The 22,956-nt window shown below is 29.7% G+C and carries 19 protein-coding genes; 14 read left to right on the top strand and 5 right to left on the bottom strand.

The genetic code is table 11. From position 1 onward, the window contains the following. The first annotated feature begins 109 nt into the window (after positions 1–109). Together OQ292_RS40530 and OQ292_RS40525 are read left to right on the top strand one after the other, a co-directional pair. Entirely contained in the window at positions 110–352 is a 243-nt protein-coding gene (locus OQ292_RS40530; protein ID WP_284689914.1) for a hypothetical protein, read from the top strand. A gap of 17 nt (positions 353–369) precedes the next feature. Further along, entirely contained in the window at positions 370–3,453 is a 3,084-nt protein-coding gene (locus OQ292_RS40525; protein WP_284689913.1) for a DEAD/DEAH box helicase, read from the top strand. A gap of 37 nt (positions 3,454–3,490) precedes the next feature. On the opposite strand, the gene OQ292_RS40520 is transcribed toward OQ292_RS40525, so the two are convergent. Further along, entirely contained in the window at positions 3,491–4,294 is an 804-nt protein-coding gene (locus OQ292_RS40520) for a DUF5712 family protein (RefSeq protein ID WP_284689912.1), read from the bottom strand. Positions 4,295–4,367: 73 nt separating this feature from the next. After that, positions 4,368–4,898: a BfmA/BtgA family mobilization protein gene (locus OQ292_RS40515; protein ID WP_284689911.1), complete on the bottom strand. Its 531-nt coding sequence runs from the start codon at positions 4,896–4,898 to the stop codon at positions 4,368–4,370. Positions 4,899–5,303: 405 nt separating this feature from the next. Between OQ292_RS40515 and OQ292_RS40510 the strand changes: the two genes are divergently transcribed. Then, complete coding sequence (locus tag OQ292_RS40510; RefSeq protein ID WP_284689910.1) at positions 5,304–8,336, top strand: CHAT domain-containing protein; 3,033 nt, start codon at positions 5,304–5,306, stop codon at positions 8,334–8,336. 76 nt (positions 8,337–8,412) lie between these two features. Here OQ292_RS40510 and OQ292_RS40505 read toward each other — a convergent pair whose 3' ends face one another. Further along, positions 8,413–8,670 (bottom strand): hypothetical protein, encoded by a 258-nt coding sequence (locus OQ292_RS40505; protein ID WP_284689909.1) that lies wholly within the window; start codon positions 8,668–8,670, stop codon positions 8,413–8,415. Between the two features lie 137 nt (positions 8,671–8,807). On the opposite strand from OQ292_RS40505, the gene OQ292_RS40500 reads away from it, so the two are divergent. Then, the gene (locus OQ292_RS40500) at positions 8,808–9,926 is read left to right on the top strand and encodes a gluzincin family metallopeptidase (RefSeq protein WP_284689908.1); all 1,119 of its coding nucleotides are present in this window, start codon (positions 8,808–8,810) and stop codon (positions 9,924–9,926) included. Between the two features lie 11 nt (positions 9,927–9,937). Here OQ292_RS40500 and OQ292_RS40495 read toward each other — a convergent pair whose 3' ends face one another. Further along, positions 9,938–10,687: a tetratricopeptide repeat protein gene (locus OQ292_RS40495; RefSeq protein WP_284689907.1), complete on the bottom strand. Its 750-nt coding sequence runs from the start codon at positions 10,685–10,687 to the stop codon at positions 9,938–9,940. A gap of 17 nt (positions 10,688–10,704) precedes the next feature. After that, positions 10,705–11,250, bottom strand: a complete 546-nt coding sequence (locus OQ292_RS40490; protein ID WP_284689906.1) for an RNA polymerase sigma factor — start codon at positions 11,248–11,250, stop codon at positions 10,705–10,707. A 257-nt stretch (positions 11,251–11,507) separates the two neighbouring features. Here OQ292_RS40490 and OQ292_RS40485 point away from each other — a divergent pair, with 257 nt between their 5' ends. The 10 genes from OQ292_RS40485 (at position 11,508) to OQ292_RS40440 (ending at position 22,947) form a co-directional block, all read left to right on the top strand. Further along, complete coding sequence (locus OQ292_RS40485) at positions 11,508–11,999, top strand: tail fiber protein (RefSeq protein ID WP_284689905.1); 492 nt, start codon at positions 11,508–11,510, stop codon at positions 11,997–11,999. Positions 12,000–12,112: 113 nt separating this feature from the next. Then, positions 12,113–12,733, top strand: a complete 621-nt coding sequence (locus OQ292_RS40480; RefSeq protein ID WP_284689904.1) for a response regulator transcription factor — start codon at positions 12,113–12,115, stop codon at positions 12,731–12,733. Positions 12,734–12,851: 118 nt separating this feature from the next. After that, a complete protein-coding gene (locus OQ292_RS40475; protein ID WP_284689903.1) occupies positions 12,852–14,225 on the top strand; it encodes a Dyp-type peroxidase in 1,374 nt (457 codons plus the stop codon). 88 nt (positions 14,226–14,313) lie between these two features. After that, the gene (locus OQ292_RS40470) at positions 14,314–15,450 is read left to right on the top strand and encodes a lipase family alpha/beta hydrolase (protein WP_284689902.1); all 1,137 of its coding nucleotides are present in this window, start codon (positions 14,314–14,316) and stop codon (positions 15,448–15,450) included. Between the two features lie 536 nt (positions 15,451–15,986). Beyond that, positions 15,987–16,949 (top strand): hypothetical protein, encoded by a 963-nt coding sequence (locus tag OQ292_RS40465; protein WP_284689901.1) that lies wholly within the window; start codon positions 15,987–15,989, stop codon positions 16,947–16,949. A gap of 857 nt (positions 16,950–17,806) precedes the next feature. Continuing rightward, positions 17,807–18,400 carry a hypothetical protein gene (locus OQ292_RS40460; RefSeq protein ID WP_284689900.1) on the top strand — a complete coding sequence of 198 codons (594 nt, stop codon included), beginning with the start codon at positions 17,807–17,809 and terminating at the stop codon, positions 18,398–18,400. A gap of 104 nt (positions 18,401–18,504) precedes the next feature. Then, on the top strand, positions 18,505–19,392 hold the full coding sequence (locus OQ292_RS40455; RefSeq protein WP_284689899.1) for a hypothetical protein: 888 nt from the start codon (positions 18,505–18,507) through the stop codon (positions 19,390–19,392). Positions 19,393–20,083: 691 nt separating this feature from the next. Then, positions 20,084–21,022 carry a replication initiation protein gene (locus tag OQ292_RS40450; protein ID WP_284689898.1) on the top strand — a complete coding sequence of 313 codons (939 nt, stop codon included), beginning with the start codon at positions 20,084–20,086 and terminating at the stop codon, positions 21,020–21,022. Positions 21,023–21,129: 107 nt separating this feature from the next. Then, positions 21,130–22,209: a hypothetical protein gene (locus OQ292_RS40445; protein WP_284689897.1), complete on the top strand. Its 1,080-nt coding sequence runs from the start codon at positions 21,130–21,132 to the stop codon at positions 22,207–22,209. Positions 22,210–22,305: 96 nt separating this feature from the next. Further along, entirely contained in the window at positions 22,306–22,947 is a 642-nt protein-coding gene (locus tag OQ292_RS40440; protein WP_284689935.1) for a hypothetical protein, read from the top strand. The last annotated feature ends 9 nt before the right edge of the window (positions 22,948–22,956 follow it).

The raw sequence follows: 22,956 nt of genomic DNA, 5'->3' as shown, positions 1-22,956 counted from the left end.
GACGCTTTTGGGAGAAGAGTAGGTTTGTGGCTACTTTGCCACGCTTCTTATCCTTGTAGAGGAAGTGCACCTTCAAGTCGATTCAGCCTGGCATTGAAGGCTTGGTAGCTTGGCAAGTCGGGAAACCAGTACAGCCAATAGGAATGCATCTGCTTTATCTGGAACTTTGCTCTTCCAGTATGGCAAAGAAATAGCAGGTGAGTACCTCTATATCAGTAAAATCACCCTTATTACTAAAACGTTGGCAATGCCAGTACAATTCCGTATTATAGCAATCCTGAATGAAGCTTTACGCTCCATTTTTCAAATTCTACTATTGATTCGCATTAATAGTATATTTAGAACAATTTAGGTTAAAAAACAAAGATTATGACTTTTAAAGGGTTGTTTATTGGCATTGATCGATATGTGTCTAGAGAAGCAACTTGGCTCAATTGTGCTGTACGTGATGCTCAGGCTCTCCATGCATTATTCACTGACACATTAGGAGGTAATACTAAGCTTCTTTCAAACGAGGATGCTATTAAAAATAGTATTGAAAAAGAACTTGAATCTTTAACGAATTGTAACATCAATGACGTTGTAGTCATTAGCTTTTCAGGGCATGGTAGTGAAACCCATGAATTGGTACCTTATGATTACAATTCACAAGATGTAAAAAATACAGCTATTTCATTAGAATCCTTACAACAATGGTTTGAGAAAATCCCTGCACAGACATTGATCTTGATATTAGATTGTTGCTTTTCTGGTGGTATGGGGGCCAAGGTCTTAAAAGTAGATTATCATCCGAAGATTTTAAAATCAACAACAACATTATTGGATCAATTATCTGGACATGGACGAATTATTCTTACTGCATCTGGTGCTGATGAGGAGGCTTGGGAAAGTCAAAAAACTGGTCATGGTCTATTAACTCACTTTTTAATTGAAGCACTGCAAGGAGTAGAAGAGGTACAAATTGCAGGTAAAATATCAATTTTTAAACTCTTAGAATATGTATCTAGAAGAGTTGTAGATGCCGCTGATTCTTTTGGACATCCTCAAAACCCAACTCTTAGGGGAACACTAGATAGTAATATTACATGGCCAGTTTTTAAGCCGGGAGATTTGTATGAAAAATATTTTCCAGATCATAGTCATGCTATTGCCAATAATGATCTACAAAGTCTTAAAGTTTTTGGTTTTTCAACTGAAATAATAAACGGATGGTCGTCATCTATTCCAGAATTGAATGAATTACAACTTGCAGCTATAAATCAGCATAAAATACTTAAAGGCAAACACGTTGTTGTATCTGCTCCAACATCTTCTGGTAAAACAATGATTGGTGAATTAGCTAGCCTCAAGTGTGTATTGGATGGGAAAAAGGCACTTTTCTTATTACCATTAAAGGCACTTGTAAATGATAAGTTCCGTCAATTTACTGAAATTTACTCTTCACTTGGAATTAAAACAATTGAAGCAACTGGCGAAAGTGATGATATATCACCACTTTTGAAAGGACAGTATGACATTTGTCTTTTAACTTATGAAAAGTTATTAGCTGTTATTCTTGGTAATCCACATGTTCTGGAACAAGTTGGTATTCTAGTCATTGATGAAGTGCAAATGATAGCCGATAAGTTCAGAGGAGCTAATCTTGAGTTTCTATTAACACTCCTTCGAATACGGAGAAGTGAAGGTATTGAGCCACAAATTATTGCTCTTTCTGCTGTAATAGGAAACACAAATGGTTTAGAGGGTTGGTTTGATGCAAGTAAACTTAGAAGAGAGGAAAGACCCGTACCACTTGATGAAGGGATAATTTTTTCAAATGGCGATTTTCGTTATTTAACAAGTGATACAAATGAAGAAAAATTCAAGCGACAAATAATTACACCAATATTCACAGGAAAGAATAGCAGTCAAAACATAGTTATCCCTTTAGTTCGAAAAATTATTCAAAAAGGTGGACAGGCTATCGTATTTAGAGAAAAAACAGGAGAAACATGGGGGTGTGCTAAGTATCTTGCTGAACATATTAATTTGCCCCCAGCAACGGAAGCTTTGTCAAAATTACCTTCTGGTGATCCGTCTTCTGCATCGAATAGGTTGAGGCAATGTTTACAAGGTGGAACGGCATTTCATAATTCACACTTAGATAGAGAAGAAAGACTTGTTATAGAAGAGAGTTTCAGATCTAAAGAATTAAAAGTTATAGCAGCAACGACAACACTGGCAATGGGAGTAAACACTCCCGCATCTGATGTAATAGTTGTAGGATTGGATCATCCTAATGGTCCCTATAGTATTTCGGAATATAAAAATATAACAGGTAGAGCTGGGCGTTTAGGATATTGGGATAGAGGAACATCATATCTTATTGTCAAAGAAATGAGGAATGAGCATCATTATTGGAATTACTATATTTCAGGTAAACCGGAAGATATATATTCACAATTTTTTGCTACAAATACGGATCTTAGAAGCTTGATTATACGTGTAATATCTCTTTTTCAAAAAAATATGCCAACAGGAATTCTTGTAGAAGATATCATAAGGTTTTTGGAATATAGTTTCGGTGCATTCCAGTATAAAAAACAGTATGGATCATTCTTTTATGACCACAATCATTTACAATATGCGTTAAATGACCTTGAAGACCACAAACTAGTAATTCGCTCAGATAACAACCAAATTCAACTTACAAAACTAGGTTTCTTAGCTGGTGAAAGTATTGTTTCGGTAGTTTCTATAATTCGCTTCATAGAATGCTTGTCACGTCTTCATGTACATGAGATTAGCGATCTCCAATTACTGGCAATTTGTCAGATATCAGAAGAACTTGATAATGTTTACATGGCAATTAATAAAAAAAGTATTAAAGAACAAAGTAAATGGCAGAAAGAATTACGCAAACAAGGTTTGTCAAGCGTGTTAATTAACTTATTAACTCATAACGCAGAAGATCAAGCAACAGTCACTACACGTATGAAAAAATCAATTGCTATGATTGCTTACATAAGTGAAATGACTTTAGAAGATATTGAGATATTTCTTACAAGTCATATGAGAAAAGAGCCAATAGCAGGAGCAATAAGACAAACAGCCGCTCGTACATGCGATGTTTTGCCTACAGTTGCTCAGATAGCTGAATACCTTTATCCAAATCATAACATTGTCGATAAGGTTGATTTATTGTTGGCAAGATTAGCTACTGGAGCTAGCTCAGAAATGACATATTTAACACTTTATACTGGTACTAAACTGACAAGAGGGAATTATTTAGCTTTGATGAAAGCTGGTTTTACAAGTTTTGAAAAGCTTGAACAAGCCGATGATATTGCTCTCTTAGACTGTTTAGGAGCAGATAATTTTAAGCTGACTGTAATTAGAGATGCTATATATAACATGCAGCGGGAGAATAATGATGAAGAAATAAGCTTAAAACCATACAAACGAACTACCTAAAGTGAAGTTGTAGATGTAATTTTCCCTCGTAATATAATCAATATCCTATATCTGTTCCACTACCTCTTCTTTGAGTATTTTGTACTTTCATTTCTTTCTGATGGGTCTTGTTCTCTTCATATCTGTTGATGATAGAAGCCTTTTCCTCAATGCTTCTACACTCCTTCATTCCCTGTTGGACCTCAAAACTCTTATCGAAATTTCTGTCATAGCTAAAGTGTCTGTCCCAACTTTGTTCAATACTGATTTTGTGGGTATTCCTGTTGAAGCCTGCATGAATTGCAGCTCCTTGCTGCCCTTGCTTTCTTGCATTGGCATTCGGGGAAAGGTAATGCTTTTTGTCCTTACTCTTTCTCCCTAGTATCAGATGACAGTGCATATTGTTACCAGGCTTTGCTTCACCTGATTTTACTAGCCCTTGTTGTACTTCTTTGTCAGTTCCTTTATAGTAGCGGTGGCGCTCTATCTTACCATAGATGTTCAAATCAGAAGCTTTCAATCCCTTTCGATTAAAATCACGAGCAAGCTGTGGAATGTACGCTTGTTGTATCCACTGTCTAAACTTGTTGGCATCAGTACCAATATGCGCCAGTTCTTCCTTGGAAGGGTTGATAGTAATCATATAGAACTTGGCATCTTTTTTCTTCAAACCTCCCCGATTGGTGTCCAGATTCTTATCCACTTCTTTCTTGGTGATGTTATCTTTATCAAGGTCAAAATAGAATTCTCGTTTCCCATTTTTCTCCATCATTTTATCTTCCTTATTCAGGTAATGGGTAAGAGTGGAAACGCTTCCCTTGTTGTTGATACCTGCCTGTCTAGTAAAATCTATATAAGGCATTTTATTCACATTTGTTTTAAGAATAGTAGATGATCATCTAATTAAAATAGGAGATTATTTACTTTAGATACTATCAAATCTCAAAGAACTTTTCCATATACTTATCATTCAACTCCTTTGGATTTTTTACATACTTTCCTACTCCAATTGCCTTTCCCCATTCTTGTTCTTTTAGATAATTACTGAAGAGTTGTATGGCCTTTTGAACAGCTTTCTTTCTGGTGTTTTCGAGACACTCCCATAACTTGCCTTGGTTGCGAAGTACCTTGGAAAGTTGCTCCTCCATTACTCCCATTTTATTAAGTGTTCCTACATTTTTTTCAAAGGTGCGATAACCCACTGCCATCTGATCAAGTATGGGTTCAAGCTTGGTCTTTTCTTGTTGTTTGATAAAAGAGATAATACGGTTATTCTCCTTCCGTAATTCCTTGATGGCCTCCTTCAGATTGGTATTTCTTTCGTCAGTTGGATCCATCCCCGTCCTATCAAAAAAGTCTATCATCTGGGAAGTGAATTCTTTCATGTTCCTACCATGCATAGAACATAATTTTTCTAGCTTGATATGATCTGTCTCGTCCATTAGGACTGTTTTATACTTTTTCATGTACTAGTATTTGGGTGTATTATTATACTAATATAATAACATTATCTTTTTACTGCCACTAAAAGAGTATTTTTATTGAATTATAATAATATATTATAATTCGTTTGCCCTAAATGGGCAAAACACCCCGTAGGGCAAGCGGGAACGCCATCTTTTCCATGTGTAACTTGGAAAGTGGCGTTCCCGCTTGCTATCTCTTGAGAGATACGAGGACAATTAGCTGCTTACGCAGTTTGCTGCTTTTTGTCCTTGTGGCTCTCATCATTTAACCTGTCAATTTTGACTCCTTTTAGAGTTTTATAGATAATTGAGGAAAAGTAATTTTCTAAAAAAAATAGACATCTCGTGAAAAAAATTTATTTTTAATAAAAGGAGACTATTTAAATTCTATGAACTTTATCATCCATGAAATTTTTTTACTTGTTTATAATATTCATTATTTATAATACTACATCTAGTGCAAAACATGCTGTTGACAATGACTCTATAGATCAAATTAATTTATCAAAAGGCGAAATTCTTATTAATGATTATCAGTTTGATAAAGCAATTGATTTTTATCATAGCATAATTCAACAGTCGTATCTTAAAAAAGATTGGGAAAACTACTTTCTAGCTAAAAATCAATTAGGTTACTGCTATAGAAGAATCAGAAATTATGATAAAGCATATACTGTTTTAAATAGCACCATCGATTCTTGTAAACTTCTTTTAGGTGAGCAAAATAAAATTACTGCATTAGGATATTTTTATTTAGGGCAATATTATGATTTTTTAAATAATTCAAAAGAAGCTATAAACTACTATACCAAAGCTTTAAATATTCGCTTAGAACTACATACTGAACCTCATAAAGATGTAGCCTTGAGTTATTATAATTTAGGTAATGTTTACAACCACGTAGTATTTAACTATAAAGAAGCTGAAGTTTATTACAAAAAGGCTTTATCCATTGAATTAGAAATATCTAATAAAGAAACGATTCAGACTGCAAGGATATATAACAAATTAGGTTCAGTCAATCGCCAAAAGAGGGATTATGATAATGCAATATTATATACTAGTAGAGCATTAGAAATACACAAATCTGCAAACTCAAATGATAACGATATAAGTAATATTCTAATTAATTTAGGTAATATTTATCTTCAGAAAAACGATTTTAAAAATGCTATAAAAGTTTACTTATTAGCAATTGAGCTTAAAGTCAAGCTTTTTGGAGATAAAAGTGATAGATTAATCATAGTTTATAATAACTTAGGTACAGCTTTTCAAAAACAAGAAGATTATTCAAATGCATTAAAGTATTATAACAAAGCTTTGGATTTAGTAGATAATTTTGAAGACTCTAATAGCATTTGGCATTCAAATCTTTATCTTAATATTGGATTATCAATAGGGTATGGTTCAATAAATTATAGTTCTGCTAAATATTACCTTAATAAATCTTTAAAAATAAGATGTGATAGATATGGGAATAAGCATCCTGAGGTGGCAAAAATTCATTATTGGATTGGAAAAATTCACCAACATTTTAAGGAAAATGATAAAGCTCTTGAATATTTTCAAAATGCACTTGTTGCTTCTATAGAAGACTTTAATGATACATTAATTCAAATTAACCCAAATAAAGAGATTGTTCCTAATGACCTCCTGATCGTAGATATTTTAAAAGAAAAGGCTAATATATTAAAACTTAAAGCAAATTTTTCTGACTCATTACACCACCTTTTATTAGCTTCTGAATGTTATACCATAGCTAGAGAAATTATTCTATCAAATCGATTTTCGTATATTCATGACGGGTCAAAACTTTTTTTATTTGAAGAATATGGAAATATCTTTGAAGAGGCAATTGATTGTTATTATCAACTATTTGAACAAACCAAAGATGAAAATTATTTAAACCTTTTATTCAGCTTTATGGAAACAAATAAAGCAGGTTTATTAGTAGAATCAATTTATTCCACAGAAAATAATCAATTAGAAAATACTCAGCCTCTTTTAAAGAGAAGAAAGCACTTAATTAATGTACAAGAAAAAATTAAAAATGAAATATTACAAAGAAATTCTTCTGATAAGGAACTAAACCAAGAGTTATTTCGAATAAGTATACAACTTGAACAATTGAGTGATTCGTTAAATAAGTTACATCCTCAATATCATATTTTATTATCTCCAGCTTGGGATAATGTTCAATTAGTACAAAATAAGTTGCAAAATTCAAGTTCTCAACTCATTGAGTATTTTTTTGGGGAAAAGCATATATATATGCTTGGCATTAGTAGTAGCAATTATAAAATCATGAGGATTATTAATTCTAAAAAAACTAATCAACACTTGGCTGACTATTATAAAGTCCTAACTAAGTCAAACGAAGAATCATCTCAACTTGAAGAAGAAAAAATATTTTTTAAATCATCATTTAATATATATAAAGAGTTAGTTCATCCTGTTTTATTGAACCATGATAAAATAAACAATCTAATCATTGTACCTGATGGAATATTGGAATTACTTCCTTTTGAGAGTTTGGTTACTTTATTAGATAATGAAAATATAAATTATAAGAATGCTCCATACTTACTATACGAATACTCAACAAGGTATCTATATAGTTCATCTTTATTAAATAGTCACCTAAAAAAAGGTACTAATAATGATAGGAACAATATGTTAGCTTTCAGTTATTCAGATACTAAGAATATTGGGAGCTCATATAGTTCTCTTTCCAACATAAGGGATAGTGATCTTAATGAACTACCAGGCACAGGTATTGAATTACAACAAATTGCTAATTATTTTGAAGGTGATTTTTTTATGGGAGATGAAGCTACCAAGCAAAACTTTTTAGAGAAGGCAAATAATTATAATATCATTCATCTAGCATTACATGGATATGGAGGAAAAAATAGTAAATATGATTCCAGATTATTCTTTAATCCTGAAAAAGAAAATGATTCGTTAAGTGGGGTGTTATTTACACATGAACTTTTAGGACTTGGTTTAAATGCTAATTTAGTAGTATTAAGTGCATGTGAAAGTGGAATAGGTAAACAGTTTAAACGTGAAGGAGTTTTTAGTGTTGGGAGAGGATTTATACAAGCAGGTTGCCCCACCGTTTTAAATTCACTATGGAATATCAATGATTTTTATTCAGCAAAGATTATTATAAATTTTTATAAAAAAATATATGATGGTAAACCTATAGATAAAGCTCTTCAAAGCTCAAAGATTGACTTTCTAACAGATGTTGATGAAATAGGGGCTAACCCATATCATTGGGCTGGTTTTACTGTTGTCGGTCAAAATCACACCATTGAAAGTAATCTTTGGAATAAGTATTTAATTACTTTATTAATAGTCTTAAATATTATTGTTATATCAGTTACATTATTTATAAAAAAAATCAAAAATAAAACACTTTTGAAGGCATGATTTAATAGTTTATTTTAGATTAAGTTGCCTATAGTACTTTAAATCCTAGAGGCAACTTAATCTTCAGTTAAGTGAATTATATATCATCATTTGTTAAAATTTCGGCTAAACTTAAAGTTTTTTTTTCACCATTAATATTAATTTCTATTTCTATCAATTTAAATGTTACTTCATCGCCACATTTCAAGTTTGCTGTTTTTGCATTATGTGCGAAAGCAAGTATTTTACTTTTCTTATTTTCTTTACAATCAGTTAAAATTTCTGATGTGATTATGTAGCCAAAATCATCTTCACCACTTCCACCATCTCTAGTATCATAAACTTCTCCTTGCATAATAGTAAATGTTTTAGTTAAAAATTTTAATAGTTAATGCATTTTACATAAAGAGGTCACCATAAAGTTAAAAAAAATGAAGACTTTTGTTAATTTTTTCACTAAATCATATAAGTAAAATTTTATATAATAAAAGTATGGATAAAATAGAAGGACTAATAGGAAGATCTGGTTTTTTAGGGTCTGATTATAAAGCAAAAGCTGAAGATATTCCCAAAACTATTGGTATAAGAATGCAAATTTGGAAAGAGTATCCGAAATCGAAAGGTTTAGTACTAGAAGAAGTTTACATTCATACAAATGTAGAACATGGTCCGAAGGATTCACAGTTTGATGTATTAATTGAAAATATTCCAGCTGTTCAAATCAATGAAGATAAGATTCAAATATTGAATAAGTATGAAGATGAGCATATCGATATGATTCATACGTATGCAGTTGCTAGATTAACTTTAACTATGTATCAACGTTTGTTAAAAAGAAAAATAGTATGGTCCTGGAATCAAAAGGGAAGTAATATACCTTTAAAGGTATATCCACACAATAATAAAGAAGCAATGAAACATGCAAATTTCAACAAAATAAATAGGAGTCTCAATTTTGGTTGGAAAGATCATGAAAAAAGAATTTATTCATGTAAATCGTTAGATGTTGTTGTGCATGAAACAGGTCATGCCATACTAGACTCATTAAAACCTTTTTGGGAAATAAAAAGAGATTTCGTTAAACCTCAAAGTTTTATTGAGCAACATTCAATTATTGAATCTTTTGCAGACCTCTCAGTAATTTTTTTTACCTTATCATTATTTGATATGGTCGAGCAGATTTTGGTTATATCTAAAGGAAATCTAAAGCGTGATACGCAGCTATCGAAATTAATGGAATACTTTGATTATGAAAGTTATAGAAATGCATATAATACCCTTAAAATGAATGATGAAATAATTCAGTCAGGACGTGGGCATATGATGTCTCAGGTGTTTACAGGCGCTGTTTATTACACTTTGGCTGATTATTTTACTTACAAACGAAATGCTCGCTTTGAAAACGATGCTTTAGTATTATATAATGTTTCACAATTTATTGCTAAAATTTATTTGAAAGCGATTGAAAGATCTCCTGATAATGGACCAAGAATCTCAGATATAGCTCAAAATATGATAGAAGTCGCTATACAGGAATCCGATTTTATACTCGCTTATATTTTATTTAAGCAGTTTGAGTTTAGAGAAATATTCGTAAAAAAAATTTCTTAGCTAAGTATTTATTATTCTAATTTAGTAATTATTTCACTTGCTTTTGAGCTATAAGAATTATTGCTTTTTTTTATACTTTCAAAAGTACTGATTGCTTCTTCTATATTATTAATTTTTAAATAGGTTAGTGCAAGATACCATTCTGCAGGAATTCCCCATCTTGCATCATTGGCAATAACTTTACTGTAATTAGTTATTGCCTTTTCATATACTCCCATTTCTAGCTGTGTATTTGCAATGTAAAAAATAATGGCATAGTCTACATCTGTACCTAATATTTCTTCAAATAAATTGGATGCATCTAAGAAATTACCTTTATCATAAGCCTCAAAAGCCTGATCAATTTTGGAATACTCATTATTACTCCTTACTCTATAAATATTTTCATAAGTATAATAATAAGTATCAAATAGATCAGAATTATTAGATTTTGAAAAATCTAATAACAAAGAAGTTACACTTATAATTATAGTAATCACAGCAGCAACACTCCAAAATTTTTTATTACCAGGTTTTAAATTAAAAATATTGTTATTTTGTGATTCTTTTTGATAATTAGCTTCAATATGTTTTATTTTATCTAGCAATTCTAATCTCTTTTTGTAAATAATTCCACCTACCATTAGGTTTTCATTTTTAAATAACGATTGGAAATTTTTATCGCTTTTAAGTTTATTTTCAAATTCACTTTGCTCATTTGGAGTAAGTGAATTATCGTATTTTCGTTCTATTAGATAGATATTTCTTTCTATATTTTCCATAAAAGTAATTCTTCAAATTATTTTTTTTTAGATAATACTTGTTCACGAAGTTTATTCATACATTTATATTTTTGATTCCTAGCTACTTTTGCACTATCATAACCCATTTGTTTTGCAATGTCTTCAAAAGATTTCTTTTTATAATAAAAAGATGTTATTAGTTCTATACATTTTTGTCCTAAATGTCGCAAACAATCTAAGACTAAAACTAAATCTTCCTCAAAATCTTTAAGTAACTCTGAATCTAATTGAGCAATATTTTGATAACTAATTAGATCATTAATTATGATATTTTCTTTTCTCAATTTCTCCAACATCTTATTCTTTCCTATACTAAATAAGTAGGTCTTAAGAGAAGAATTAAGCTGTATTAATTTTCCTTGAATGATATTTTCATAAAAAATTATAATTGAAACCTGGTAAATATCTCGTGAATCTTCTTCAGAGCAATTAAACTTCTTTGATAGCCATATCAAAAACTCACTTCTGTATTCTAAATAAATATACTCTAATATTGATTCGTCTCCAGATTTTATTTTTGATAAAAGATCATTTTCAGTCATTTTATTAATAGTATATAGCATTTTTATAAAAAAATTAAAATATTTTATTTTTCATGGAGACTTTTAATTTATCTCTGCATAAAGTAATAAAATTGAGATATTAATTATGAATAATTCAAAAAAAATGATTTAAAATTTACTTTCAAAAGTAAACCTGCTGGTAGCTATATTGGAATTCAATATAACTTTTAGTTTAAATCATTTAGATGATAGAAAATACTATTGTATCAATTTTATAATAATAAACTTATTAAAATATGGAAACTCCTATAGGATCTATTATTGCTTGGGCAGGTAGTCTTGCACTTTTACAAACAGCAACAACTGATTGGTTAATTTGTGATGGTTCAAAAATACCTAGACGAAAGTTCCCTGATCTTTGTGATGTTATATCAGATTACTGGGGACCTATTACAGGAGATAATAATGATGAATATACTTTACCTGATCTTCGAGGAATATTTTTGAGAGGAGTTAATCAAGGCAGGGATGATGAATATGCTGATCCAGATGTAAACCTAAGAGAAAAATATGATGGCAAACAAAGTGAAGGAATAGGATCATTTCAAAAGGATGAATTTAAACGCCACACTCATAATTCAAATGCTACAAGACATCATCAGGAAAACAAACAACCTGGTCCACACCTAGTTGCTTCAGGAGATAATAAAGCTACTATTGATCCATCAGGGGGAAATGAAACAAGACCTAAAAATGCTTACATATATTATATAATAAAAGCCAAATAAATTCCTTTAGTTTGCTTATTAAATGATAAGTAAATTATCATTAACACCTATAGCATTTATTATGCTACTAAATAACAAAATATTTTCACCCCGCATTATAATTAATAAAACAGATGTTAAACTCTGCTACCAAAAAGAAGATAAAAGTATTAATTGCTGATATTAGTCAGATTACGATGGATGCAATAAAAAAAGGTATACTGAAAGATTCTGATATTTCTATAATAGGCGAAGCAAGAAATGTAAAAAATGCCGTAAAACTTTTAAATGGAGTAGAAGCAGATATAATAATATTAGATGCTTATTTACAAATGATTAGTAATTTTAATATTATAGAATACATTCATAATTATAAATTAAAGACAAAAGTATTACTAATAAATGTTCAAAATGATAAAAGAAATATTCCTTTAGAATTTAAGGAAAATATTGATACTCTACTTTTACAAGAAAAAGGAATAGATGATCTTATAAAGACTATAAAATCTATTTATAATAACAATAAGTGCAATATTATTAAAAATAAAAACCCTGTTAAAGGATGTATGTTAACTCCTCGTGAAATAGAAATTATTAAATTAATTTCTGAAGGAGATACATCTCCTGAAATAGGAGAAAAACTATTTATATCAAAGCATACTGTTTTGACTCATAGAAAAAATATTTTGTCCAAACTCAATTTGAAAAATGGATCTCAAATAGTAAGATATGCTATTAATTGTGGTTGGGCTTAATTTATTATTAAAATTATATCCTGACTAACATCAGAAAAATAGAATTTTCACTACTTATACTATATGATGAAAAGTATCATATGATAAACTTCAAATATCATAATTAATTACAACTTTTATGGAAACTATTTTAAATACCCCAAATGGCATAGATGCAAAATCACCTTTTATTCAGAAAATACTTACCAACCTTCAGGGAAATATTTTAAAATCTCATGGTAGAAATCATGTAAAAATATTATTTATAGATTTTATAGGCGAAGAAGCAGATATAAAATTATGGATATCAAAGTTGGAGATCACCTCAGCTTTTAAACAAAGAGCAACAAAAGAAACGAGAAAAATTATAAAAGATCATGATGGAGGAGTTTTTATGAACTTTTTATTATCTGCAACTGGATATGAAGAACTAGGATTTGAAGATATAAAACCATTATGTAATAATGGAAATGATTCTTTTAGAGAAGGCATGAAATCTGCAAAAGTTCGAAGAAAGTTAGGTGATCCCTCAATTGAGGATTGGGAAAATGGATACAAAGAACAAATTGATGCAGCGATAATTATTGCTGATGATGATGAAAAAAGACTTCTTAATAAAATAGATGAAGTTAAAACATCATTAATTGGCTTGGGAGATATTGTACAAGAAGAAGATGGAGTCAAACTTCCGGGAGGAATCGAACATTTTGGATTTAAAGATGGAATAAGTGACCCTATTTTTTTTAAAGATGATATTGAAGAAACAATAAAAAAAGGTGGAATAGATAAATGGGATCCTGTTGCTCCATTAGATATTATTCTTGTTAAAGATCCTTTTGTAAAAGATGGCAATCATAGTTATGGAAGTTTTTGTGTATTTAGAAAACTTGAACAAGATGTGGTTGGTTTTGAAAAAAAGATATCTATTTTAGGTGAAAAATTAAAACTAAATAACACACAACTCCAAAAGAATGTAACAAAGGAAGAATTTGCAGGTGCATTAGCTGTTGGAAGGTTTAAGGATGGTACACCATTAGTTTTGAGTGATTCTCCTACAGGTCTAAACAACTCGCAAAATAACTTTGATTATAAAGAAGAAGATCAAAAAGGGTTAAAATGTCCATTTCATTCACACATCCGTAAAACTAACCCTAGAGGACAGGGTATTCTTGTCCCAAAGAGATTTATTATAAGAAGAGGCATACCATATGGCAAACAAAAAGATACTAATAAAAAAGGATTGCTTTTTATGTGCTTCCAAAGTAGTTTAAGAAAACAGTTTAATTTTATGCAAAAGACTTGGGCAAATAAAGTAAGATTCCCACCATTTAGAGATAAAACAGGCATTGATCCTTTAATTGGTCAAGGAAATAAAGGAAGCCAAAAATGGCCTGAGTCTTATAATAATAAAAAGGAATTTGATTTTGATTTTGGAGGATTTATTTCTATGAAAGGAGGAGAGTATTTTTTTGCTCCAAGTATAGATTTTTTAAAAAATCTTGCTAGTAGATAAATTAAAGTAAGTACAATAGAATCGTTCTGATATAACTTGCTGATTTTTTTCTAAAAAAAATTATTTCAATTCTATTTCCAATAGTAATATGAAAAAACCAATAATTATAATACCCGGAATACAAGGAACAAAACTATCAAACATAAATAAGAATGATTTTGATACTATATGGTCTGGTATACATAAGTATTTCGATAATTTATATGATCTAACTTTAGAACTCGATGGTGAAACAGATAAAACAAAAGAAGTTATTATCGAGCGACAAGATGTTGAAGACATTGCTTATTCTGAAATTATAAATTTTCTTAAACACAAAGGTTATCCAATATATATATTTGGTTATGATTGGAGAAAATCAAACATTATCTCTGGTAAAAAGCTTTATGAGTTTGTGAGAATAATTCAAAAAAAACACAATATTAGTAAAATAAATTTCATAACTCATAGCATGGGATGCCTTGTTTTTTCAGGCTTTTTTAAGCAACTATCTCCCAAAACTGAAATGCAAAATATTATTGAAAAAGTAATATTTACAGTTCCTCCTTTTCAAGGTTCAGTTGAAGCAATGTTTAATATAATTATTGGAAAATCTAAATTATTCAATTCTAGCGATGATTTTCGGAAAATAGCTAGAACATTTCCTTCTATATTTGAACTATGCCCAGTTTATAATGATGCAATATCTTTTAATGATAGTACTACAGAATTTGATTTGTACAACTTCGAGCATTGGCAACAAAAAAATAATCTTGATGATGATACAAAGGAACAATTTGAAACCAGGCTCAATGAATTAAAAAAAGTACGTTGTGATAATAATTTGATTTTTGATTTTTCAAAGTTGAGTGTAGAATTAAGAAAAAATATGCTTGTTATAGCTGGAATAGGTGATGAAACTCAAAAACAGTTAAAAGTAAATTCTAAATCAAAAATTGTAAAAAATCAATTTATTTTCTCAAAAGAAGATGAAGATGATAATGGAGATGGTACTGTACACTTAAAAAGTGCTGAAGTTTTTAAAGATTATATTAAAACAGTAACTGTCAAAAGCAGATGGATTGAAAAAAGATTGGATGGAAGAATTATAACTGCAAATTGGCATTCATTTTTTTTAAATAATGGACGTGTTCAAAATATAATTAAGAGATTTTTAGAAATTGAAACATTTAGCTTAGATACTGATTGGCATACTTCAGTTGAAGGAAATACGAAAATCATATAATATATTTTTATAATTACTGGAAAATATTATAAGCATAAAAATAAAGTTCTTCTGATATAACTTTTTGATTTTCATACAGGAAAAAGTCTATTGTATTCAGTTACAAGTAGAATAACTGTATTAGTTTACTCATTAGTAGTAAGGTTTTATGTGTCCATTGAAATACTAAGCTTTACTATAAAATTTTGTTTATGTCATAATATCCATTATAAAAGTACTATTTAACAATATTATACTATTAGCAATAGATCATTTTCTAATTCCCAAAAAGCTGATTATCAAAAATATTAAGTGCAATTGGATTATGTACAGGACTATGGGGTTTTATGCTAACTTATTGATTTTCATACTATAACAAGTTTATTTATTTTAGATATTGACTTTTTTGGGAATTAGTTTATTAATCATTTTTAATTAATACCTAAACGTAAAAAAATAAATACTTTATTACTAAAAACACCTAAAACTGAGTTTCATCTGAAGTTGTTTTTTTTAATTTTTAAACGAAAATTCATTCATTATTAAATTATATCACTATGGCTTGTAGAAGTGCATCCCTTGAGAGAGCTGTAAAAAGATCACAAGAAGCTCTCGAAGTTATTAGAAGGCTTGACGCCGATATGCAAAAAGTTACACAAGAAGAAATTACTGAATTTGATAACCTCATTAAAGATTATGCAGATATTAATGGTGTTAATGACTTTAGCTTTAATAGTCTCAGCACAGAGGTTAAGGTCAGTTATACACATGAATTTAATATTGATGCACTAATTCCTATTATTAAGGGATTATTAAATACGGCAGCAATAGCACTAGGTGCCAATAAGGCACTAGAGGTTTTCGCCAAACCAGAGAATATTAAAATTTTCACAGATTTATTTAATGGCATTGCTCAAGCATTAAAAACGACCAGTACAACTGGTACTGCTTTTAGTTTCAACGCGAATAACATAGCTCCAGGTTTTAGAGTATTTACTTCGATAAAGACAAGAACTATTCAAGATAAAGAAACATTTGGTAAAGAAGCAATTACTGCTCAAACCATTCTGTATAAAATGGGTCTCAGTCCAACTTTGATAGTAGAGGATGTCGAAATAGGGCTTTTATTATCACTTAATGCTATAGTTAAATACCTTGCTGATGCGAGGGTAGGACTAGCTCTTCAAGTAAAAGAAGGTACTCTTTCAGTTGGCGAATATTTAAAATTGACAAAAGATATATCAACTAGCATTCGTTATCATGAAGAAGAAATTGCAAAACGCACAAAATCTGATTCGCTTGAAGACGCCAGAAATAAATCATTTGAGTCATTAACTAAAAGTACAAAAACGGAAGTAATTATAGAAGGAGTTTACACAAATGATGAAGCAATTGAACATCTTAAAAAAGCGATAGATTTTTTTCAGGAACAAAGTGATCTATATTTACCAATTCTCAATGATGTAAAACAATTAATATACGATTTCCAAGCTGGTACATATGTTAACTATAATAATTAGACTTTATTTGGTCTCAGAAATGGTTTTAAAACTCTGTACTTTCAGTATAAAGTGGTTTAGTTAATAGATTTACATAAGATAACTAAAAATTAGTATCTCATTCACTTAATAAAAAAATGGTAACACGCAGTCAATAATCTCTAATAATGTTCAGTGTTCAAAATCTAATATTTAAGAGTATGTTTAGGATTTTGTATGTATTGATATTTAGAAATTATTTAAAATAGGATAAAAAGAAGAGATAGGTTAATTTGCAGCGACCGTTGCATGGTTGAACAAAACTTTAAAATTATGCAACGGTCGCAAAAGACCCTTACCGACACCCAGTGGGAATATTGTAAATAATGGTTGTAAACGTAAAACAGATTTACGTATGGTTTTCGATGCAATTACATTAGTGACCTGTACAGGTAGTCAATGGCGTAACATCGACATTAAAAATCAATCTCATTTATCTATTATCCTATATTACCAATGGTAAAAAAATGGAAATCTAACTAAAGCTTTTGAACACTTAGTAAGGTTTTTCAAACTTTAAAAGAAGATGAAGCAAGCCCTTCATAAGTAGCTTTAGATAGTCAAAATATTAAGTTTGTTGCTTTTGTCAATCAAGACAAAGGATTGATAAGAATAAATGTATCAATGACCGTAAATGTCATAAATATAGATTGCTGCTAGCTATCCACATAAATGTTGCAAATTGCTTTTATCAATATCATTTTAGCAAAAAATAGTAGGTTGAAAATCTAAACATTCTCTTAATAGAATTAATTTTTCACTAAATTGTGCCTATTTTGAAGTGGCACAATTTAAACCGAAATGAATGGGACGATCACTCCGAAATAACCAATATTATATTGAAAAAAAAATTAAAAGTAAATATGTTGAGTAGACTAATACATAGGTTGGGAGTGAGTAAAAACCGTATCACAACACCATATATCAAAAACAATAGAAGACTTCCGGATGTGATTGCAGCAATACAAGTTATGGGCACTTACAAGTTTTATAAAGCTGATTTTTCTACATGGTCAGACAGAATAGAAGGAAGTAATAAAAATGATTTGTATTGGAAGAATATTTTTGAACAACATCCTGAGTTTTTTAGGATGGATTCCAAGAAAGAAAAAGTCTCATTAGTATGGCGGCGTAATTATCAAAAACTGTATGATGTAGATAGAGAAGAAATAATAACAAAGGAGGATTATAAAAAACTTGATGAAAAGAGCAAAGAGAGAATTTCAAGAATGCCTTTAAATAATTCTGATATATCTACTTTAATTGAAACTGCCATTAATCTTCATTCAAGAGAAATAGAATATAAAAGAGAAAAAAGATGGTGGAAAACACCTCTAATTGGCTTTATAGGAGTCATCATAGGAGCGGAAATTAAAGCTACAGGAGAATACTTACCAAAGTTAATAGAAATACTGGAGGCCATAATAAAGTAATAATGTATCTTATGAAAGATAATATAAATAGCCTTTTTTAGGTATTTTAATTTACTTTTAAATAACTAATGGTTTTCATTAGTGATAAATTTTAATCTGAAATTATGTCTGAAAATACGTCTCAAAGCGACTCCTCAAAGAAATGGCTAGAAATAACTACTGATGATTATGAAGCTATATTAGCTAATAAAGTAATTGGTAAAGCTTATAAGCTAGTAAAGGGGTTAGTGATATCAATCTCCGCAATTATCGGAATAATTCTTCTAGTCTTCGGTGTGTCATATAATAATCAGCTCAAAGAATATAGTACGAAGATGAAAAAGGCTAATACGACAATAGATAGCTTAGCACAGAAATATAAAGAAAGTTTAACTGATATTGAATTAGCAAATAGAGCTAGAGAAATGGAAGATACTATACTTTCTGATTATTATGGTAGAATTAATGACTCATATCTAGGCTATACCTCTACATTATTTAGAAATTATAATAATTCTGTCTATGATAATTTAAGGAAATTATCTCAAATTGAGGATGATGTAAAAAAGCAAACTACAGTAGCTTTTGATAGTATCAATCTACTTAGTACAAAAATACTAAACATTAGTCAGGAAATTGGTGATGCTAAAGAGGAAATTGAGGATGCTAGGATTGATATAGCAAATCTAATCAGACCTGATACTCTAGAAGAGTATAGAGATAAAATAATTACTACTCTCCAACAAATCGAAAATGTTTCAGAAGAAGTAAAAAAGAAAAGAGTTGAAGTTCATGACATCAGTAAAAACCAGACAGAATTTAGTTATCTATTAAATGACTTTATTACTTATGAGAATAAGCCGCTTAAAAAAGAAAAAATAATTTTATTGAAAAAAACTTTCACAAAAGAAACAGGTCTACCGACAAATTTAACCGTTGGAAACAATACACTTAAGTTAAATTGGAATGGAAATATAGGAGACAAAAAAATCAAATTGAAAATTTCATATTAATCTCATAATAATCATTTATGTTAATAAAAACATTATTCTATCATAAAAACCTTTATTAAAACAATTCTAGCCCAACAGCCCATTTTGGTAAAATGGTTGGATATAAAACAATGTAAAACTAACCAAATAGTATTCTTTAAAAATTCAATTAAACCAAATATTCTATAAAATCACCCACTTTCAGAATATTATATAAGTTTTACAAATCTTTAACTCCTACATTTTTTCCGAATTGATTGACGGAAAAAATGTAGGAGTTCGTATTTAATATTTAAAATATATTATTCATTACATTTTATGTATTTTATTTTAAATAATATGTATTCTATAATATTTATTATGCATTATTTATGCGGAAGATAAGTTTCAATATCGTTTACTTCATAGGTCAAAAAAATAATTACTAAAAAAATAACACACAATATTGTGTTATTTTGTAATGTTTTGTATTTTGATTGTAAGCCCATTTTTGTTATAATTAAAATTCTGGTAATCAATACTTTATAGGCTAATTTCATGTACTTAGTCCTACAAAATTTCCGTCAACCCCTACGTTTTTTCCGTTAACTCCTACAAAAAGTCTGTTTATCTCCTGCATTATTTCCGAATGTTGCCTACAAAATTTCCGTAAACTCCTACATTTTTACCCTACACTAGTTTTTTATTGTAGGAATAAGTAATACCTTGCAATATGGGAAGTGTTAAAAATAAACTAATAAAACAATCTAATGCGATAACTGAAGCTAGATACGAAATGAGTGCTACTGAAATGAATGTAGTGTTCATGTTATTATCACAATTAGATCATCATGATGATCCTCTAAAAACATACATGGTAAAGGTAAAGGATTTACAGAACTTAGTAGAGTCTGAAGTAAAATACTCTCATTTAAAAAATGCTACTTTTAACCTAAGGTCACGTACTTATGAGATTAAAGAAAATGATGGATTGTTGCAAATTGGTTTGATATCTTCCGCAAAATATCATGTAAATAAAGGTACAATTGAATTATCTCTCGATCCGAAAATAAGACCTTATTTATTTGACCTTAAAAAGAGCTTTACCACTTTCCAGCTTTTTATGGCTCTAGCAGTGAAAAGTAAATATTCGAAGAGGTTGTATCAGATGTTGAGTCAGTATAAGGACACAGGAGCTATGTATATCAGTGTAGATGAATTAAAACTTCGACTTAGTCTAATTGATTCAAAAACTGGTAGTGAGCGCTATAAAGACTTTAATTTGTTTAAACGAAGAGTACTTGATGTAGCCAAAGAAGAATTAAATGAGACGACAGATATCATTTTCGATTATAAGGAGAAAAAGACAGGAAGAAAAGTTACTCATCTAAAGTTTAATATACTGGTTAAAAAAGATGGACTACCTAAATTGATGAAAGCACCAGCTGTTAACCAGGAGTTATTTACTCGATTAACTAAAGAATTTAGTTTATCTGATTGGCAGGCAGAAAGAATACTAATCAAGTTTGAAGAAAAAGCTGTTCGTAAAAAATTAAGAGAAATATACTTATTACACCAAGATGGTAATATTCGTAACATTGGTGCTTACACAGCACAAGCTTTTGAGTTGATGACTAATGGTTTAGGCATTTTTAAAAGAGGTGATTCATAATTTAACTAATTCGCTAATTAACGAATTAGATACGTATCTCTCTTTTGTCTCAACCAAACTGTATAACTGTAAATAGTTATATTCGTGACTATTTTTAAGGAAATTGTATGGAGTTGAAAAGTTTGGGATTTTTTAATGTGAGTAAAAAAGCCTCTAATGAGGTGATTGATATATTAACAGAGAATATAATTGGTACACCAGGCAAAGGAATGGTATACCAACAGATGACAACTCAGCTGAAAGTTGAGCGAATTCCAAATCCGTTTTTTGTTTCTTTAAAAAAGGGCAATAGAGTAATTGGTACCTGTTGTTTCTGTAAAAGAGAAAATCCTAATAGTCCAGAGCAATTGACTTCATTTTATATTCGATATTTTACAATTAAAGATCAGTATCGGATAAAAGCGTACACAAGACCTCATAAGAAAAGTAAAAACATTCTAAAAGAAGAAATACATGCTTTACTGAATGGTGACTTCTTCGGAATAGAAAACTCAAAAAAGTTTTTTCACTATGCTTATGTAGATGCTTTCAATAAGAGATCAGCTCAATTATGCGAAGAGTTTGGGTTTACAAAAACACATCAGTTTAGTACTTTGCTTTTTAGTCGATTAGAACCTAAGAAAAATCCTAAAGTTAGAAGACTCACTGAAAGTGAAAAGCCAGAAATGAAGAATTTACTTTTAGAGTATTACCAAAACTATGCGATGTTCAATTTCGAAAATATGCTAAATGATAATGATTATTTCGTAATTGAAGATGATAAACATGGAATAGTTGCAGGTGTTGAAGCCAAAAAGGATTATTGGCAAATTATGGAAATACCAGGCATTACTGGTAAAATTACTTTTAAGCTTCTCCCCTATATTCCATACCTCAACAGATTGTTTAATAGAAACTACAAATTTCTAACTTTAGAAGGCATTTATGTAAAGTCTGGTTTTGAGCACTTGATAGAACCACTTTTTTCTACTGTTCTTAAAATTAATCAGGTAAATACAGCGATGACTTGGGCAGATTGCTCCTCTCCTCTTTATCAAACATTAAAGTCTATAGACTTAGGCATATTGAGTAAATTGAAGAAAGAAGTACACGGACAAGTAATATGCAATTTTAAAAATATAGATTCTGAGACTATTGCAAGTATTAAAAATATGCATGCTTATATATCAGGAACAGATATAACTTAATTTTTTAACTAATTCGTTAATTAGCGAATTAGTTTGCTTAGGAAAAAGATTTACTATTTGAATATAGATAATAGATAGAAAATTCTATGTTTGAGTATGGAAAAAGAGATTAAGAAATTTAAGAAACAATTAAAGCATTGGTCACTAAAAAGTAGTGATGTAAAGGTCATCAAAGATTATTTAAAATATGCTTCACTTTCTTTGATTTTAGATATACATGAAGGGTATTCATTGAGGAATAAAGAAAAGATTATAATTGAGTCATTCAGAAGGTCTGAAAAATGGGGATGGGATATAAAAGATACTGATGCAATTTTACAAAAGTGGGAGGAGCTTGGAGAAATAATTAAAATGGATAATGTAAGAGTTAAGCTTAATACTTTGTCTGATGCACAGTCGATAGAGGAAAAGATAGACAAGCTTCAGCTCTTAAAGAAGACTAAAAAAATAAATCATGAGATTATAGAGGCTAAAGAATTTTATAGTAACATGAGAGATTTAATGGATAATACTATTGATGATGTTATTTTACAGTTGAGTAAAAATCAGTTGATAGATGAAATGTTGAAAGTATTTGTTATAAATATAAGAAAGTTTGGTTCACTAGAGACTGATGAAATGTCTTTTGGTGATACAGAAGATATTGAAACTGTTGGGGATTTTTTTAGTGATATAATGGAGATTATAGGAATGAAATATTCAAGAGGAGTACTCTCAGAAGAATTAGAGATGTATTAATTGTCTGTT

Origin of the sequence: Chondrinema litorale (genome assembly GCF_026250525.1) — a bacterium.
In the GTDB taxonomy this organism is placed as follows: Bacteria; Bacteroidota; Bacteroidia; order Cytophagales; family Flammeovirgaceae; genus Chondrinema; species Chondrinema litorale.
This window is presented reverse-complemented; position numbering and strand designations above follow the sequence as displayed.